The sequence below is a fragment of the Calidifontibacillus erzurumensis genome (genome assembly GCF_013303125.1).
GTDB lineage: Bacteria > Bacillota > Bacilli > Bacillales > Bacillaceae_J > Calidifontibacillus > Calidifontibacillus erzurumensis.
In genome coordinates this window covers 1-17,047 of sequence record NZ_JABTTE010000003.1, presented here as the reverse complement: position 1 = coordinate 17,047, position 17,047 = coordinate 1, and the positions used below count along the sequence as shown (strand labels likewise).

The 17,047-nt window shown below is 37.5% G+C and carries 13 protein-coding genes; 2 read left to right on the top strand and 11 right to left on the bottom strand.

What is annotated here, in order from left to right:
• Positions 1–33: 33 nt before the first annotated feature.
• The 10 genes from HR057_RS03370 to parE form a co-directional block, all read right to left on the bottom strand.
• Positions 34–1,563, bottom strand: a complete 1,530-nt coding sequence (locus HR057_RS03370) for an acyl-CoA carboxylase subunit beta (RefSeq protein ID WP_374724346.1) — start codon at positions 1,561–1,563, stop codon at positions 34–36.
• Positions 1,564–1,602: 39 nt separating this feature from the next.
• On the bottom strand, positions 1,603–2,382 hold the full coding sequence (locus tag HR057_RS03365) for an enoyl-CoA hydratase (protein ID WP_173730011.1): 780 nt from the start codon (positions 2,380–2,382) through the stop codon (positions 1,603–1,605).
• A 166-nt stretch (positions 2,383–2,548) separates the two neighbouring features.
• Positions 2,549–3,457 (bottom strand): hydroxymethylglutaryl-CoA lyase, encoded by a 909-nt coding sequence (locus HR057_RS03360; RefSeq protein ID WP_173730010.1) that lies wholly within the window; start codon positions 3,455–3,457, stop codon positions 2,549–2,551.
• 71 nt (positions 3,458–3,528) lie between these two features.
• On the bottom strand, positions 3,529–3,741 hold the full coding sequence (locus HR057_RS03355; RefSeq protein WP_173730009.1) for an acetyl-CoA carboxylase biotin carboxyl carrier protein subunit: 213 nt from the start codon (positions 3,739–3,741) through the stop codon (positions 3,529–3,531).
• A gap of 95 nt (positions 3,742–3,836) precedes the next feature.
• Positions 3,837–5,198 carry an acetyl-CoA carboxylase biotin carboxylase subunit gene (accC, locus tag HR057_RS03350; protein ID WP_173730008.1) on the bottom strand — a complete coding sequence of 454 codons (1,362 nt, stop codon included), beginning with the start codon at positions 5,196–5,198 and terminating at the stop codon, positions 3,837–3,839.
• A 44-nt stretch (positions 5,199–5,242) separates the two neighbouring features.
• Positions 5,243–7,210 carry an acetate--CoA ligase gene (locus HR057_RS03345; RefSeq protein WP_173730007.1) on the bottom strand — a complete coding sequence of 656 codons (1,968 nt, stop codon included), beginning with the start codon at positions 7,208–7,210 and terminating at the stop codon, positions 5,243–5,245.
• A gap of 44 nt (positions 7,211–7,254) precedes the next feature.
• Entirely contained in the window at positions 7,255–8,397 is a 1,143-nt protein-coding gene (locus HR057_RS03340; RefSeq protein ID WP_173730006.1) for an acyl-CoA dehydrogenase, read from the bottom strand.
• A 158-nt stretch (positions 8,398–8,555) separates the two neighbouring features.
• Entirely contained in the window at positions 8,556–9,176 is a 621-nt protein-coding gene (locus HR057_RS03335) for a TetR/AcrR family transcriptional regulator (RefSeq protein WP_173730005.1), read from the bottom strand.
• Between the two features lie 191 nt (positions 9,177–9,367).
• Positions 9,368–11,782 (bottom strand): DNA topoisomerase IV subunit A, encoded by a 2,415-nt coding sequence (parC, locus tag HR057_RS03330; protein ID WP_173730228.1) that lies wholly within the window; start codon positions 11,780–11,782, stop codon positions 9,368–9,370.
• 27 nt (positions 11,783–11,809) lie between these two features.
• Positions 11,810–13,771, bottom strand: a complete 1,962-nt coding sequence (parE, locus tag HR057_RS03325) for a DNA topoisomerase IV subunit B (RefSeq protein WP_173730004.1) — start codon at positions 13,769–13,771, stop codon at positions 11,810–11,812.
• 347 nt (positions 13,772–14,118) lie between these two features.
• Here parE and HR057_RS03320 point away from each other — a divergent pair, with 347 nt between their 5' ends.
• Together HR057_RS03320 and HR057_RS03315 are read left to right on the top strand one after the other, a co-directional pair.
• On the top strand, positions 14,119–16,191 hold the full coding sequence (locus tag HR057_RS03320) for a carbon starvation CstA family protein (RefSeq protein WP_173730003.1): 2,073 nt from the start codon (positions 14,119–14,121) through the stop codon (positions 16,189–16,191).
• Between the two features lie 10 nt (positions 16,192–16,201).
• Complete coding sequence (locus tag HR057_RS03315) at positions 16,202–16,387, top strand: YbdD/YjiX family protein (RefSeq protein ID WP_173730002.1); 186 nt, start codon at positions 16,202–16,204, stop codon at positions 16,385–16,387.
• Positions 16,388–16,505: 118 nt separating this feature from the next.
• Here HR057_RS03315 and HR057_RS03310 read toward each other — a convergent pair whose 3' ends face one another.
• Positions 16,506–16,847: a zinc ribbon domain-containing protein YjdM gene (locus tag HR057_RS03310; protein ID WP_173730001.1), complete on the bottom strand. Its 342-nt coding sequence runs from the start codon at positions 16,845–16,847 to the stop codon at positions 16,506–16,508.
• Positions 16,848–17,047: the final 200 nt, after the last annotated feature.

The following is a 17,047-nucleotide window of genomic DNA, read 5'->3' as shown; positions in this document are numbered from 1 at the left end:
CAGAACCTAGTTTCGTCTGGATAACCTTTTATTTTATACAGGATATACACCATGCTTGCGGTCAGTAAAAACTTGGTATTTGGATGAGTACAATTCAAAACGGTTGATTAACTCTTCTCGTAAATGATCAGGTTCAACTATTCCGTCAATGATCATTTCTGATGCTAGACGGTAAATATCAATATCTTGGCGATATTCTTCGCGCTTTTGCTGGATGAAAGCTGGACGCTCTTCTTCTGGAAGTGAAGCAATTTTATTTGCATAAACAGCATTGACAGCTGCTTCCGGTCCCATGACAGCAATTTGTGCAGACGGCAACGCCAAACAACAATCTGGTTCAAAAGCAGGGCCCGCCATCGCGTAAAGACCAGCGCCATAAGCTTTCCTAACAATCACAGAAATTTTTGGTACTGTAGCTTCACTCATTGCAGAGATCATTTTTGCTCCGTGACGGATGATCCCTACTCGTTCAACCTTTGTACCGATCATAAACCCTGGAACGTCAGCTAAGAAAAGGAGCGGAATATGAAAAGCATCGCATAATGTAATAAATTTTGCTGCTTTATCAGCAGAATCATGAAATAGAACGCCACCTTTTATCCTCGGCTGATTCGCGATAATTCCAATTGGCCTTCCATTTAATCTTGCTAGACCGGTAATAATTTCAGGCGCAAACAGTTTTTTAATTTCACAAAATGAATTTTCATCGATGATCCGATCAATGAAATCATACATATTGAATGGTGTGTTTTGATTTTCAGGAATGATGTCAGCAAGTGATTTTTCAAATTGTTTTGGCAATACAGGATCAATAACTGCAGGTTTTTCCTTATAATTTTGTGGAAAATAACTTAAATAGCGACGAGCAAAAGCGAGTGCCTCTTCTTCTGTCTTTACTAATACATCTCCACAACCTGAAACAGTACAATGCATTCGAGCACCGCCCATTTCTTCCAGTGTTACTTTTTCACCTATAACCATTTCAGCCATTCTTGGTGAACCTAAATACATTGAAGCATTTCCTTCCACCATTACAACAATATCACAAAATGCAGGAATATAAGCCCCTCCTGCTGCAGATGGGCCAAAAAGCAAACAAATCTGAGGCACTTTTCCGGAAAGTTTTACTTGGTTATAAAAAATTCTACCCGCTCCTCTTCTTCCTGGGAACATCTCAATTTGGTCTGTAATTCTAGCCCCTGCAGAATCAACTAAATATAGCATTGGTACTTGAAGTTTTTCAGCCGTTTCTTGTATACGAATGATTTTTTCAACGGTACGCGCACCCCAAGAACCAGCTTTAACAGTTGAATCATTGGCCATCACGCATACCGTTCTACCATTAATTTTTCCAATAGCTGTTACTACACCGTCAGCAGGAAGACTATCGTCCATACAATTGGCAAATAATGCATCTTCAACCATTACACCTTCATCAAATAATAGTTCTAAACGTTTTCTTACAAAAAGCTTGCCTTTTTCGGCATTTTTTTCATGGTATACTTGTGCTCCACCTTTTTTGATTTTATCAATTCGATCCTTTAATGTCTGCTTCTTTTCCATTAATGCTTCCCCTTTTGTATTTACATTGTTTTCCATTTATCATTCCCCTTTGTAAACCGGTTTTCTTTTTTCTTTAAAAGCAGTTAAACCCTCGATCCGATCTTTTGTTGGTATTGTAATCGCATATGCCATTTGTTCTATATCAAGACCTGTTTTAAGATCAACTTCAATTCCTTTATTGATAGCAAGCTTTGCTTGTCTAACAGCAATTGGACCATTTTGTACTATGGCAGCTGCAATTTCATTTGCTTTATGCAATAGTTCTTCTTCAGATACAATATGTTCAATGATTCCTAATTCTTTTGCTTCTTTTGCTTCCACCCTACGTGCAGTATAAATCATTTCCTTTGCACGGCCGATTCCTATTAACCGTGGAAGGCGTTGTGTGCCTCCCGCTCCTGGTATGATGGCGAGTGATGTTTCAGTAAGACCGACTTTAGCACTTTCAACAGCAACTCGAATGTCACATGCAAGTGCAAGCTCTAATCCCCCTCCAAAAGCAACACCATTGATCGCGGCAATAACAGGCATCGGGAGCGCTTCCACTTCATTAATCACATGCCGGATCAGCGCAACAGTCTGCTTTACCTCTTCCTTTGTCATGGAAGCTCTTTCTTTTAAATCGGCACCGGCACAAAATACTTTGTTACCGGCACCAGTAATAATTACAGTTCGAATGTCTTGATTCCATGCAATTTCAGTTAGAACTGTTTTAAACTCATTCAGCATCTGTTTAGAAAAAGCATTAGCTGCCTCTGGTCGGTTTAATGTAATGGTAGCAATATGATTTTGTACTTCAAGTAATATCGTTTGAGACAAAGACCGTTTCTCCTTTCTAAAAAATATTGGGACAGCAACAAATATCTCTGTGTCGCAGAATATTTACGTGAAGAAAAATTGAGAAGGAGCAGGTGGCAACAAACATCTTTTACTTATATTCCCACCAATTACTTTTCATGAAATATTCGTTCCAAGTCTCGCATTTTTAGCTATTGCACAAGCTTCTTTTCGTTTGCATTGTGTGACTTGGGAGCGGCTTTCCTAACTTTTCTTCGATAAATATAGCTGCTTGGATGAGCTTTTCTTGATCAATACCCGTATGAATTCCCATTTGATCAAGCATGTAATGAAGGTCATCGGTAGCAAGGTTTCCGGAGGCACCTTTCGCATATGGACATCCTCCGAGGCCTCCTAAAGAACTATCGAATTTCGTGATACCTAAATTCAAGGAAACTAGCACATTGGCTAAGGCTGTTCCTCTTGTGTTATGAAAATGCATTGCTATTTTTTCTCTCGGGAAACGGTCCAGTACTTTTGTTAAAACTTCTTCAACTTGTTTCGGATTTGCAACTCCAATTGTATCTCCCAATGAAAGTTCTTGAATACCTAGTGAAAATAATTGATCAGATACTGAAAGAACAGCATCTATTGAAATTTCACCTTCATAAGGGCACCCAAAAACAGTAGAAATATAGCCACGTACCGATTTACCAGCAGAAAGCGCTTGCTCTATAACAGGTTTCAAAACAATATAGGTTTCTGAAATAGATTTATTTATATTTTTTCGATTATGTGTTTCTGATGCAGACATAAACACTGCAACCTCATCAATATTTACTTCTAACGCAGCTTGAAGCCCTCGCTCATTTGGTACAAGGGCAGCATAAGTAATGTCTTTTTTTCGTTTAATCGATTTTGCTACTTGGACTGCATCAGCTAACTGAGGGATCCATTTAGGATTTACAAATGAAGTAATCTCTATATAAGATAACCCTGTTTCCGACAACATATTGATCCAATCAATTTTGTCTTCTGTTTGGATAAATTGTTTTTCATTTTGCAATCCATCCCTTGGGCCTACTTCCTTCACCGTCACCGAATTTGGAAGGTTCATCATTTCCATCCTTTCAATTTCCAATTTGGATCGATCATTTGATTGGATATTTAATAGAAAATAGAAAAACTCTATTCTAAAACGATTAAAGCGTCATCTTCATTAACAAAATCACCTTCATTGATTTTTATTTCTTTAACAGTACCGCTTATTTCTGCCGCAATTGGAATCTCCATTTTCATGGACTCTAAAATGACAACATCTTGTCCTTCTGAAACAGTATCCCCTACGTTAACTAATATTTTCCAAACGTTTCCTGCCATATTTGATTGAATAATTGCCATGTTAATTCCTCCTATTAAATTAATAAATTGTGTCTGATTTTAGTGGGTCTGACATCCGCTTTAAGAAAGGCAGTCAGACCCGGTAAAAGATTTTATTATCGGGATCCTGCTCCCGTTTGTGATAGAATATATTTTTCTACAAACTGGGTTGTAACATCCCCATTTTGAAAAGCTTCATGGGAAATGACTTCGAGCAACATTGGTATATTTGACTTAATTCCTTCGATCTTGTATTTATTTAACGCTTCTATCAAATTTACTATTGCCTCCTGCCTTGTAGGTGAAGAGACAATTAATTTTGCGATCATTGGATCATAAAAAGGTGTTACTTTGGATAATTCAGATATGGCCAATTCGTGCCGCAGTCCTTCGCCAGTTGGCAACTCCAATTTTGTGATAGTTCCCGGTGACGGATAAAATGTTTTCGGATCTTCCGCATAAATTCTCAATTCGATCGCGTGTCCATGGCGCTTAATGTCATCCTGTGAAAAACGGAGCTTTTCGCCAGCAGCAATTCGAAGCTGTTCCTCTACTAAATCAAGTCCGGTAATTTCCTCTGTAACTGGATGCTCAACTTGCAATCTTGTATTCATTTCTAAGAAATAGAAATTCTTGTCGTCATCCACTAAAAATTCGATCGTCCCTGCATTTGAATAACCGATTGACTTTCCTGCTCTTACTGCTGTTTCGCCCATTTTTCTGCGGGTTTCTTCATCTAAAAATGGTGAAGGGGCTTCTTCAACTACTTTTTGATGACGCCGTTGTACAGAACAATCTCTTTCCCATAAATAAATGCAATTGCCAAACTGATCTGCTAAAAGTTGAATTTCAATGTGGCGCGGATTTTCTATATATTTTTCAATATACATGTCACCATTTCCAAAAAACATTTGCGCACGTTTTTGGTTTCCTTCGAATGCTTTTATTAACTCCTCTTTGTTATGGACAAGCTGCATGCCGATGCCACCGCCTCCTGCGCTTGCCTTTAACATGACAGGGAATCCGATGTTTTCAGAGATAGAAATCGCTTCTTCCACATCAGCTACAGCTTGCTCGGTTCCCGGTACAACTGGGACACCAGCTTCAATCATTGATTTTCTAGCTGCAACTTTACTACCCATTTTTTCAATTACTTCTGGAGGTGGACCAATAAATATAAGACCAGCTTCGATACATTTTCTAGCAAACTCTGGATTTTCACTTAATAGTCCATAGCCAGGATGAATGGCTTCCGCCCCTGTTTGTTTTGCAATTTCGATGATTTTTTCCATTTGCAAATAACTTTCATGGACGCGAGGTTTTCCTACGCAATAGCTTTCATCTGCCATTTTTACATGGGGAGCATCTTGGTCTGCCTCCGAATAAATCGCTACTGTTGAAATGCCTAACTTTTTGCAAGTACGTATAACACGTGCTGCAATTTCCCCGCGATTTGCTATTAAAATTTTAGAAAACAAAAGTTCTCCCCCCTAATACTCATCTTGTCAATCTTTAAAAACAATTATTTCAAGCCTACTCCTTTTGCCGTTAGTTCTTTAATTTGCGCAACTGTGGCTGGATCTTCCAAACCAGTAATATCACCAGAAACGGTTCCCGCCACGATAATTTCCTTCAACAAACGACGCATAATTTTTCCACTCACTGTTTTAGGAAGTGTATCGGTGAAAATTATCGTTTTAGGAAGTGCGATTTTACCAATTTGCTGAACAATGCGCTCATTGATTTTTTCTCTCAATTCATCTGTTCCTAATGAAATATCATTTAACCGCGCAAATACTAATGGAACTTCTCCTTTAATCTCATCTGGAACGCCAATAACAGCCGCTTCTGCAACCCCTTCACATTCCAATACAGCGCTTTCGATTTCCATCGTGCTTAAGCGGTGTCCAGCTACATTGAATGCATCATCTGAGCGTCCGACTACCCAAACATATCCATCTTCATCTATAAGCGCAAGGTCGCTTGCAAAATAGCAGCCTTCAACTTGGCTAAAATAAGAAGCATAATATCGCTCAGGTTCTTTCCAAAGTGTCCGGCAAAGCATCGGGAAAGGCTTCTTTATGACCAAGTTGCCTAAAGTATTAGGCGGAACTGGATTGCCTTCTTCATCAACAACAGCAATATCAGCACCTAAAAATTGAATTCCTGCAGATCCTGGCTTCATAGGTGTTAGCCAAGCAGCACCTGCGATTGGACATCCTGCTGTCTCCGTTTGTCCCCATGTGTTGTTTACACAAATGTTCTTTTTACCAAGCACTTCATATGTCCAATGCCATGTTTCAGGATCAAAAGGTTCACCTACAAGAGAAATGACATCGAGGCACGATAAATCATATTTTTCTAATACTTCTTCACCCATGCTCTTCAACATTCTTAATGCAGTTGGAGCTGTAAACAATTTATTTACACGATATTTTTCAATGATCTGATAAAAACGATCTTTTGTTGGGTGATCGATGGCGCCTTCAAAGATGACCGTTGTTACTCCATTGGCCAATGATCCTGTTATTCCCCAAATATGCATTGTGAGCCAACCGATATCTGCTGTGCACCAGAAAACATCATCTTCATGATGATCCATATGATATTTAGCATATATGTAGTTTTGAACTACAAAAGCCATACCTGAATGAACAACGCCTTTTGGTTTTCCCGTTGTTCCACTTGTATAGAATACAATTCCATATTCATTTGCTTCTAACCGTTCTGGCTCGCAGACAATTGATTCTTTCTGAACGAGCTCATGCCACCAATAATCTCGGCCTTCTTTCATTTCTACTTCAGTGTTTAACCGATTGACAACGATGACTGCTTCAATTGATGGAATATCCGGGATAACTTTATCTACCTTTTCTTTTAATCGAATAATGTTACCGCGCCTTGTTGTTGCATCAGTAGTAATCATGATTTTAGGTTCAAAGCTTACTAACCGATCTTTTAAAGATTTTTCAGAATAGCCGGAGAAAATAGTATTATAAATGGCCCCAATTCGGAAGCAAGCAAGTACCGAAATAATTGCTTCAGCTAGATTTGGGAGAAAAATTGCTACGCAGTCACCTTTTTTGACACCAAAGGAACGAAGAACATTTGCAAAACGGTTTACTTCAGCTAAAAGCATGTTGTACGTATAAAATTTTGTATCGCCATTTTCTCCTTCCCAGATCAAGGCTGTTCGATTTCCAGCACCTTTTTCAATATGACGATCTAGTAGATTAATAGAAGGATTACTAATGCCACCTTCAAAAAACTTGAAATTCGGAAGTCCACCACTCATTGTTTTTTCCCATGGTTCATACCAAACAAGTTCTTTAGCGACTTGATCCCAAAATGCAGCCGGATCTTGTTGGGACTTTTGTAAAAGTTCTTGGAATGCAGTACTAGAACCAATGGTTGTTTTCTTTTGTTTTTCAACACTTGGGTATACAAGTTTGCTTTCAGCAATTACTTTTAAAATTCCACTTACATCCATAGAGATCCTCCTTTTTAAAAGAAAATTGGAAATTTTTAAATAAATTAACAACCTAATTGACGGGCAATGACAAGCCGCTGAATTTCCGATGTACCTTCACCAATTTCCATTAGCTTAATATCACGTAAATGACGTTCAACTCCATATTCACGCATGTAACCATAGCCGCCATGAATTTGGATTGCTTGATTACAAGCACGAAAACCTGCTTCAGATGCGAATAACTTTGCATAAGCAGCTTCTTTTGTAAATGGTTTACCTTGGTCTTTTAACCAAGCGGCTTTGTATACCATATTGCGGGCAAGCTCAATTTCCATCGCCATATCTGCAAGTTTAAATTGAATGGCTTGAAACTTAGAAATGGATTGACCAAATTGTGTTCTTTCTTTAGCATAGTTCAGAGCTTTTTCAAAAGCTGCTTGTGCAATACCTACAGATAAAGCTGCAATGGAAATTCGTCCACCGTCTAATGTATATAAAAACTGCTTAAAGCCTGCTTTAGGATCTCCAAGTAAATTTTCTTTTGGTACCCGTACATTTTCTAAAATTACTTCAGATGTATTAGATCCGCGAACCCCCAATTTATCATAATTGTTATTAATTGTTAATCCTGGTGTTTCTGTTGGTACAATAATTGCAGAAATGATATTTTTTCCACGATCATCCTTGCCTGTAACTGCTGTAACCGTTATCGTTCTTGCATATCCAGCATTAGTAATAAAACATTTTTCACCGTTAATCACAAATTCATCCCCATCGAGAACTGCCTTCGTCCTAGTACCGCCAGCATCAGACCCAGCATTTGGTTCTGTTAAACCGAAAGCACCTAATGCATCACCACTTGCTAAAGGAACAAGAAATTTTTGTTTTTGCTCTTCTGTTCCGAAATAATAAATCGGGCTTGCACCTAAAGAAACTGCGGCAGCATAACTTAATCCAGTACCTCCGCATGCTTTTCCAATCTCTTCAACAGCAATGGCATAAGAAATCGTATCCCCTCCAGATCCACCATATTCTTCCGGAAACGGTATCCCTAATATCCCTAACTCTCCCATCTTCTTAAATGTTTCGATTGGAAATTCTCCAGTTCGGTCAACATGATCTGCATTTGGGGCAATTTCTTTTTCAGCAAAGTCACGAACCATATCGCGTATCATTTGTTGTTCTTTCGTTAGTTCAAAATTCATTAAGAGAAGCCTCCTTATTTTCAAAAAATAAAATTGTATTTTTGTTATTGTTATATATTTAGTATTCTTTAGAGACCGACTAGTTGGTCTGTTTTAGGCATAATCTCCTAATGTAAGCGCTTTACTTACTTCGGTGATTATATTTATCCATTACTATTCTATGATTCATCTATAAAAAATGACATATAGGCTGGATTTTCTTTTGCTTCTTTCGTTAACAATGAGTGAAGAATAAGATCTGTGAAGATTTCGCCAATTTCTTCAATCGTTTTTTCTCCGTCCTTCTTATACCATTTATACATCCAGTTGACCATTCCAATAATGGCCATTCCTGTAATTTTTACGGAAATGTTGGGGCGGAATTCACCGGCTTTTACCCCCTCTTCAAGTATATTAAAAATAATGTCCCTGTATTCATCCCTTTTCTTTTGAATTATTTCATCATATTCAGGCTTCAAATATTTGCTTTCTTGGTAAAAAACAGAAAGGTGCGGTTTGTAAAGATCAAATACTTTAACCCAAGATTGAATAATAGCTTGCAGTCGCTCTGTAGGTGTCGTATAAGTTTGAATTGCCTCATCGGCTTTTTCCAAAACATAGGTAATGAAATAGTCATGAATCATGTAAAGTAGTTCATCTTTTGATTTAAAATGGTGATAAAATCCCCCTTTCGATGTACCACTTTTTTCAACAATTTGGTTGACTGTGACGCCATGGTATCCATATGTTTCAAACATTTCAATTGCTGTTGCAATGATTTTATCTTTTAGTTGTGACATGTTTATGACCACCTTGATTCAAGTTTAACAAGACAATTCTGAAAATTCAACCAAGAACTGTGTATTTTTTATAGATTTTTTATAAAATTTTGTCGACTGCTTCAGTAATTTTAATTCTAATACACTATAAAAGCTTCGTCTATAGTCTTATTAAGACTAGAAACGAAGCTTATTTAAACCTTTTATTTAAATTATGTCTTGTCTTTTTCTTTGCTTTCCATCCAAACTTCTTTCACTTGGCCTTTTTCATCTATATCAATAACATACGATCCATTTTTATATCGGTCACTTTCTGGCATACTATTTGAGTTAATACTTTCAATAGAACCTTTTTCTGTTTTGAAATAAATAATTGTATCTTCTTGGACAGGCATTAATGCAATAGCTTTATGCGGATTCGTTTTTAATTCTCTTAGCATGACAACGCCACGATTTGCCCTACTGGTCTTTTCAAATTCACTTAACTTCATCTTTTTAGCAGCACCACGTTGGGTTATAAGAAAAAGATCTGGTTTGTCATCTGCGTCAAATGCAAAACCGCTGACGACAAAATCCCCATCTTTTAAATTGATTCCTTTCACCCCTGCAGCCCGTTGGCCGACAATGCTAATTTCATCTTCGGCAAACCACAGTCCATAGCCATTATGGGTAGCAATGAATACATCTTTCTGACCATTTGTAAGAGAAACATCAACAAGCGCATCATCATCTTTAAGATTAAGGGCAATTAATGGTTTTGAATATCGCTGTGCTTGATATAAGGATAATTGTGTTCGTTTAACTAAGCCGTTTTTCGTAAAGAACAAAAGAAATTGATCGTCTGTAAAGTCCTGAACAGGAATCGCCCGAATCAGTTCTTCGTCTTTATCGATTGGAATTATATTGGCAACATGCTGACCTAAGTCTTTCCAACGAATATCTGGCAATTCATGTACAGGCATGTATAAATAATTCCCTTTATCAGTAAATAGTAAAAGCTTGTCTGTTGTATTTATTTCAAATTGTCCAAGCAAATAATCATTTTCTTTTATTGCCAACTCTTTACCATTAGATGCAGTGTATGAACGGATCGAAGTTCTTTTAATATATCCATCCTTCGTAACTGTAACGATCACATCTTCGGAAGGAACCATCACCTCAAGATTTATGACAATTTCTTCGATTTCTTCTTCAATTTTTGTTCGGCGCTCATCCGCAAATGCTTTTTTAACTTGCAAAAGTTCTTTTTTGATCACAGAAAACAGCTTTTTCTCACTGTTCAAAATACTTGTAAGTTCTTGAATTTTTTTCGAAAGTTCATTAGCTTCTTTTTCGAGTGCCGTTATATCCGTATTTGTCAAACGATAAAGCTGCAATGTTACAATTGCTTCTGCTTGAGGCTCAGTAAAAGCAAATTTATCCATTAAATTTTGCTTCGCATCCCGTTTATCTTTTGAAGAACGGATCACTGCAATTATTTCATCAAGGATGGAAATCGCTTTAATTAATCCATCAACGATATGCTGCCGTTCTTTTGCTTTTTGCAGTTCATATTTAGATCGACGGGTGACAACTTCTTTTTGGTGTTCGATATAAGCATCTAAGAGTTGCGGCAAACCCATTTGCTTAGGCGTCCGGTTATGAATTGCAACCATGTTAAAATTATAGGAAATTTGCAAATCAGTATTTTTGTATAAATAGTTTAAAATACCTTCAGCATCGGCATCTTTTTTCAATTCAATTACAATACGTAAACCGGTGCGGTCGGTTTCATCGCGAACTTCAGAAATACCTTCAATTTTTCGATCAATGCGGAACTCATCAATTTTTTTTACAAGATTTGCTTTATTAACTTCAAAAGGAATTTCATCAATTACAATTTGCTGCCTACCGCCTTTAATATTTTCAATCAAGGCCCGACCGCGCAAAACAATGCGGCCTTTTCCGGTCTCATATGCTTTACGAATGCCTTCGACTCCTTGAATGATACCTCCGGTTGGAAAATCCGGACCTTTGATTACCTTCATAAGATCATCAATTGTACAGGAAGGATTATCTATGCGCAAGATCACCCCATCAATGACTTCTCCAAGATGATGGGGCGGGATTTCAGTCGCATAACCCGCAGAAATTCCAGTTGCACCGTTTACCAATAAATTTGGGTACTTTGCTGGAAGCACGGTTGGTTCCAAAATCGTATCATCAAAGTTTGGCGTAAAGTCAACCGTTTTCTTGTCAATATCCCGCAATAATTCAGCACTTAGAGCAGACAAGCGGGCTTCAGTATAACGCATCGCCGCAGGCGGGTCCCCATCAATGCTTCCGTTATTCCCATGCATTTCAATTAAAACATTGCGCAACTTCCAATCCTGGCTCATTCGAACCATTGCTTCATAAACCGAAGAATCACCATGTGGATGGTAGTTGCCAATGACATTCCCGACCGTTTTAGCGGATTTACGAAAAGGTTTGTCATGTGTATTTCCTTCTTGGTACATTGCATACAAAATTCGCCTTTGCACAGGTTTTAACCCATCCCTTGCATCTGGAAGGGCTCGATCTTGAATAATATATTTACTATAGCGGCCGAAGCGGTCGCCGATCACGTCTTCCAATGGCAATTCCATAATTTTATCAAACAATGATGACAACTATTATTCCTCCCGATCATTTGTCAAATTTTCATTATCAAGAAGATTTACTTCATCTTCGAGACCAAAGGCAACGTTTGCCTCGATCCAGCGCCTGCGTGGTTCCACTTTATCTCCCATTAATGTGGTTACACGACGTTCAGCACGAGCGAAATCTTCAATTGTCACTCGAATCAGAGTCCTTGTTTCAGGATTCATGGTTGTTTCCCAAAGTTGATCGGCATTCATTTCACCTAAACCTTTATAGCGCTGAATCGTATAGCCTTTTCCTACTTTTTTTATGGCTGCTTTTAATTCATTTTCATCCCAGGCATATTCGACAACTTCTTTTTTTCCTGAACCTTTACTTACTTTGTAAAGGGGTGGCAATGCAATGTAGATTTTTCCTTCTTCTATTAAAGGTCTCATATAACGGTAAAAAAAAGTTAATAACAGTACTTGAATATGTGCACCATCTGTATCGGCATCAGTCATAATGATGATTTTATCATAATTGATATCTTTAATATCAAAATCAGCCCCAACACCAGCACCTATTGCATGGATAATGGTATTGATTTCTTCATTTTTAAAGATATCAGCAAGCTTCGCTTTTTCTGTATTGATCACTTTTCCTCGCAGAGGCAAAATTGCTTGAAAGCGGCGGTCTCTCCCTTGCTTTGCAGATCCTCCTGCAGAATCACCTTCTACGAGGTACAATTCATTTCTTTCTGGGTTGCGTGACTGGGCTGGAGTTAATTTCCCGCTAAGTATCGCATCTTTACGCTTTTTCTTTTTGTCACTGCGCGCTTCTTCTCGCGCTTTTCTTGCCGCTTCACGCGCTTCAGCCGCTTTAATTGCTTTTTTAATTAATAAGTTACTAATATCAGGATTTTCCTCAAGGAAATATGCCAAATGCTCTGACACAACTGAGTCGACGGCTGAGCGTGCTTCACTCGTTCCTAGTTTGCTTTTCGTTTGTCCTTCAAATTGTAATTTTTCTTCGGGAATCCTTACTGAGATAATCGCGGTCAATCCTTCGCGAATATCACTACCATCAAGATTTTTATCCTTTTCTTTTAATAGATTTACTTTGCGTGCAAAATCATTAAAAATTCGAGTCATTGCAGCCTTGGCCCCAATTTCGTGGGTTCCACCGTCTTTTGTACGAACATTGTTGACGAATGAGAAAATATTTTCTGAATAACCATCATTAAATTGAAAAGCAAATTCCACTTCAATCCCTTGCTCTTCACCTTCAATAAACACTACCGGATGAAGTGTATCTTTTTCTTCATTTAAAAATTCAACAAATGCTTTAATTCCCGCTTCAAAATGGAATTCATCCTGAACGCCATTTCGTTTGTCAATTAATGTAATCTTCATTCCTTTTAAAAGAAAAGCCGATTCCCGCAAGCGCTCGCTTAAGATTTCATAATTAAATACTGTTGTACTAAAAATTTCTGAGTCCGGTTTAAAATGGATCGTTGTTCCCGTTTGTTTTGTTGTTCCAATTTTTTCTAAACTTGTTACTGGTTTTCCTCCATTTTCAAAACGCTGTCGATATATATAGCCATCACGTTTAATCGTCACAACAAGCCACTCGGATAATGCATTTACAACGGAGGCACCTACACCATGCAACCCGCCGCTAGTTTTATAACCACCTTGGCCAAATTTACCTCCAGCATGAAGAACTGTTAAGATTACTTCAGGTGTAGGTTTACCCATTTTATGCATACCTGTTGGCATCCCGCGCCCTTCATCTTCAACGGAGATGCTTTCATCTTTATGTATCGTTACTTTTATATGATTTCCAAATCCGGCCAGCGCTTCATCAACCGCATTATCTACAATTTCATAAACGAGGTGATGAAGCCCGCGTGCATCCGTGCTACCGATATACATACCTGGCCGTTTACGAACTGCTTCAAGTCCTTCCAGCACTTGAATCGCATCTTCATTATAGTCGAATAGATTTGCCAATCGTAAATTCCCCTTTCAATCCTTTCAGAAAACTTTCGCAGTAGTGCATTTTATTTGGCACAATTTATCATACCATAAGGAACATATTTTCTCATAAAAAAGATGGAAACATTTTAAAATGAATAAATTTTGTTCTGACACTTATTGTAACGATTGAAATTCGTTATGCAACTAATGTTTCGAGACAAAAAGAAAAATCCCTGCCAATTTAACTTTAATTCTTCTAAATTCTCACAGTTATTTACCCTTTATTTTTCATTTAAATAAAATTTTTCCTACTTTTTATGATAAGAGTTTAATAAATTAGTAATGATAAAAAATTAATGGACTTGAAAGGAGTTGGGAAAATGAGTAAGAAACTTTTATCAATTGTTATTTGGACTGCTATTTCCATCTTAGGTGCTGCTTCATTCGCATTTTTGGCGCTCGCAAATGGAGAACCGATTTCCGCTGCTTGGTTGTTAATTGCTGCGGTTTGTTCCTATATGATCGCCTATCGTTTTTATAGTAAATTTATAGCTTATAAGATTTTTAAATTAAATGACAACCGAGCAACTCCAGCAGAAGTAAATGATGATGGAAAAGATTATGTGCCTACAAACCGTTGGGTATTATTTGGACATCATTTTGCGGCAATCGCTGGTGCAGGTCCTCTTGTCGGACCGGTGTTAGCTGCACAGATGGGTTATCTTCCAGGAACTTTATGGATTGTAATTGGTGTCGTTTTAGCAGGTGCTGTACAAGATTTAGTAATTTTAATTTGTTCAATGCGCCGCAATGGAAAATCTCTTGGTCAAATTGCAAAAGAAGAGATTGGGCCTTTTGGAGGAATCGTAGTATCAATTGGAATACTTGGAATAATGATCATTTTAATTGCGGTCTTGGCGCTTGTTGTCGTGAAGGCGCTTGCAAATTCACCTTGGGGATTATTTACAATTGCAGCAACAATTCCAATCGCTCTATTCATGGGTATTTATATGCGGTTTATTCGACCTGGCCGTGTTCTCGAAGGATCATTAATCGGTTTTGTATTATTAATGGTTGCCCTTTGGTATGGACAATATGTGGCAGCAGATCCAGAATTAGCAAAATGGTTTACGTATTCAGGAGATAAAATTGCCATTATGATTGGGATATATGGGTTTATTGCTTCTATTCTGCCAGTTTGGTTATTATTAGCACCACGTGATTATTTAAGTTCATTTTTAAAAATTGGTGTAATATTCTTATTAGCTATCGGTATTTTAATTGTCTTACCTGACCTTCAAATTCCAAAATTTACGAAATTTTTAGACGGAAGTGGACCTGTCTTTTCTGGAACACTCTACCCATTTTTATTTATTACAATTGCATGTGGCGCGGTATCAGGTTTCCATTCCCTCGTTGCATCTGGGACTACTCCAAAAATGATTGAAAAAGAATCACATGCCCGTTCAATCGGTTATGGTGCGATGTTGATGGAATCTGCTGTGGCTATTATGGCATTAATTGCAGCAGCCTCCCTACAGCCAGGCATTTATTTTACAATGAATTCACCAGCTGCTGTTATTGGAACGGATCCAGAAACTGCAGCTGCAACGATCTCCTCTTGGGGATTCCAAGTAACTGAGGAAGATATTACAAATGCAGCTAAAAGCATCGGGGAAGAAACCGTCATGTCAAGGACAGGTGGAGCACCTACACTTGCTGTTGGTATGGCAGAAATTTTTAGCAATTTCTTAAGCGGCGCAAAAGCATTTTGGTATCATTTTGCAATATTGTTTGAGGCTGTATTTATATTAACCACAATCGATGCAGGTACAAGAATTGGACGGTTTATGTTGCAAGATCTTTTAGGTAATTTTTACAAACCTTTTGGAAAAACAGAGAATTTTTCCGCTAACGTTGTTGCATCTGCACTCATTACATTAGCGTGGGCTTACATCACCTATCAAGGTGCAATCGATCCATTTGGTGGAATTAACTCCTTATGGGCGTTATTTGGTATTTCAAACCAAATGTTAGCTGCAATCGCCCTTGCTGTCGGCACAACTGTAATAATAAAAATGGGCAGAGCCCGCTATGCTTGGGTTACGTTCGTTCCTTTTCTATTTTTAACATTTACGACTTTAACTGCAGCTTTCATGAAGTTGTTCTCAAGTGTTCCATCGATTGGATTTATTGCGCATGCAAAAGTATTCCAAGCTGGAATTGAAAAAGGGGAAATTTTAGCTCCTGCCACTAGTATGGAAGTTATGAAACAAATTGTTTTTAATGATTGGCTCGATGCTGTATTAACTTTTATATTTGCTGCAATCGTAATTTTAATTGCTATCGAATCATTTAGGATTTGGTATAACATTATTGTGAGAAAGAAAAAGATGGCTTTGCATGAAACCCCATATATTCAATCAAAGTTTGCGCCAATCAACAAAGGATAAGGTGTTTAAAATGGAAAAATGGCTAAAACAATTACGAAGCAATATAAAAACTATTTTCGGTTTGCCAAATTACGAAAGGTACTTGGACCATCATCGACGCAAACATCCTAATGAACCTGTCATGTCCGAAAAAGAATTTTATCTCCATGCTTTAAAAGAACGTTATGAAAGTGGAAAAATAAATCGTTGCTGCTAAAAAAGCATCCAAACATTGGTAGCACAAACTTAGGCCAAGGTTTGTGCTACCATTTTTTCGTTCTAAAAGAAGTAGGGAACAAAAAAGAGTTAAATTTTAATACAGACCGACTTCCATTTTATATTTTTTTAACAAATTCTGATTTTAATTTCATTGCTCCGATGCCTTCAATTTTGCAATCAATATCATGGTCACCTTCGACTAAGCGAATATTTTTTACCTTAGTGCCCATTTTGATAACTAAAGAAGTTCCTTTTACTTTAAGGTCTTTGATTACTGTAACTGTATCACCATCTTGTAAAACATTACCGTTAGCATCTTTAATCACTTTTTGGTCTTCATTATTTTCGGAATCCCCTTCAATCGCCCATTCATGGGCACACTCTGGGCAAATAAAAAGTGCCCCATCCTCATAAGTATATTCTGAATTACATTTAGGACAGTTTGGCAATTTTTCCATTATTCTTAATTCCTCCATTTCTATTATCCATTCTATACTGTCATAATTTTTCATACTTGGCAATATTCATTATTATTAAAGCAGTTTCCAAATTTTAATTTGATTATTCAAAACTAAAAATACTTCCATACTATTAAGAAAATGACTTGATTTCCCTACGCCAAGTAGACTATAGCCTGAATAATATTCTTTTTCCATAG

What these genes read in the sequence shown, in the direction of transcription:
- HR057_RS03370 (WP_374724346.1), bottom strand. Translation starts at nt 1,563, where the DNA reads ATGGAAAAGAAGCAGACATTAAAGGATCGAATTGATAAAATCAAAAAA.
- HR057_RS03360 (WP_173730010.1), bottom strand. Translation starts at nt 3,457, where the DNA reads ATGAACCTTCCAAATTCGGTGACGGTGAAGGAAGTAGGCCCAAGGGAT.
- HR057_RS03355 (WP_173730009.1), bottom strand. Translation starts at nt 3,741, where the DNA reads ATGGCAATTATTCAATCAAATATGGCAGGAAACGTTTGGAAAATATTA.
- HR057_RS03345 (WP_173730007.1), bottom strand. Translation starts at nt 7,210, where the DNA reads ATGGATGTAAGTGGAATTTTAAAAGTAATTGCTGAAAGCAAACTTGTA.
- HR057_RS03340 (WP_173730006.1), bottom strand. Translation starts at nt 8,397, where the DNA reads ATGAATTTTGAACTAACGAAAGAACAACAAATGATACGCGATATGGTT.
- HR057_RS03335 (WP_173730005.1), bottom strand. Translation starts at nt 9,176, where the DNA reads ATGTCACAACTAAAAGATAAAATCATTGCAACAGCAATTGAAATGTTT.
- parC (WP_173730228.1), bottom strand. Translation starts at nt 11,782, where the DNA reads ATGGAATTGCCATTGGAAGACGTGATCGGCGACCGCTTCGGCCGCTAT.
- HR057_RS03320 (WP_173730003.1), top strand. Translation starts at nt 14,119, where the DNA reads ATGAGTAAGAAACTTTTATCAATTGTTATTTGGACTGCTATTTCCATC.
- HR057_RS03315 (WP_173730002.1), top strand. Translation starts at nt 16,202, where the DNA reads ATGGAAAAATGGCTAAAACAATTACGAAGCAATATAAAAACTATTTTC.
- HR057_RS03310 (WP_173730001.1), bottom strand. Translation starts at nt 16,847, where the DNA reads ATGGAAAAATTGCCAAACTGTCCTAAATGTAATTCAGAATATACTTAT.